Genomic DNA, 991 nt, shown 5'->3' with positions numbered 1-991 from the left:
GTCACCGGCAGGGCTTTGACGATCGAGGAGAAGCCGCAAAAGCCCAAGTCCAACTGGGCCGTGACCGGTCTCTATTTCTACGACAATGATGTCGTCGACATTGCTTCCACGATCCGCCCTTCGGCGCGCGGCGAGCTCGAGATCACGGCGATCAACAATGTCTATCTCGAGCGTGGTGAGCTGCATGTCCGCCGCCTCGGAAGGGGTTACGCCTGGCTGGACACCGGCACGCATGACAGCCTGCTCGAAGCATCGTCTTTCGTGCGCACGATCGAGCATCGCCAAGGCATCAAGATCGCGTGCCCGGAGGAGATAGCGCTGGAGCAGGGTTGGCTCGACGCTGAAAAGGTTCTGGAGCGCGCCGCGCGCCTGGGCAAGAATGAGTACGCTGCCTATCTGCGCAAGCGGGCCGCCGACCTGACGGAGGAACGGTTTGCTTGAGGTCAGGCCGCTCGGCCTCGACGGCGTGCTGGAGATCGTGCCCAAGCGGCACGGCGACGCGCGCGGTTTTTTCAGCGAGACCTGGAATGCCGGGCGTTTCGCCGAGGCCGGCATCGATCTCGCCTTCGTGCAGGACAACCACTCCTATTCCGCGGCCGCCGGCGTGCTGCGCGGACTGCACTACCAGTTGCTGCCGCGCGCCCAGGATAAGCTGCTGCGCGTGATAAGCGGCAGCGTCTTCGATGTCGCGGTCGACATCCGCCGTTCCTCGGCGACGTTCGGCAAGTGGGTGGCGCTGGAAATATCGGCTGAGAAGGGCAACCAGATCCTGGTGCCGAAAGGGTTTGCGCACGGCTTCGTCACGCTCGTTCCGCACACGGAAGTGCTGTACAAGGTGACCGACACCTATTCGCCCGGGCATGACAGGTCGATCCGCTTCGACGATCCCGAAATCGGCATCGAATGGCCGGCGATCCCAGGCGGATTCCAGCTTTCGGACAAGGATCGCAAGGCGTCTCTGCTCGCCACGGCGGAGGTGTTTGCGTGAGAG

At 63.3% G+C, this 991-nt stretch carries 2 protein-coding genes; both read left to right on the top strand.

Annotated features, from left to right (window positions below; translation table 11 throughout):
* A partial coding sequence (locus EOA60_RS34650) for a sugar phosphate nucleotidyltransferase (protein WP_245502702.1) occupies positions 1-441 on the top strand: 441 nt, incomplete at its 5' end.
* Positions 434-988: a dTDP-4-dehydrorhamnose 3,5-epimerase gene (rfbC, locus tag EOA60_RS34645; protein WP_095800261.1), complete on the top strand. Its 555-nt coding sequence runs from the start codon at positions 434-436 to the stop codon at positions 986-988. The genes EOA60_RS34650 and rfbC, both read left to right, overlap by 8 nt.
* Positions 989-991: the final 3 nt, after the last annotated feature.

This window comes from Mesorhizobium sp. M1A.F.Ca.IN.020.06.1.1 (assembly GCF_004023265.1).
GTDB lineage: Bacteria > Pseudomonadota > Alphaproteobacteria > Rhizobiales > Rhizobiaceae > Mesorhizobium.
This window is presented reverse-complemented; position numbering and strand designations above follow the sequence as displayed.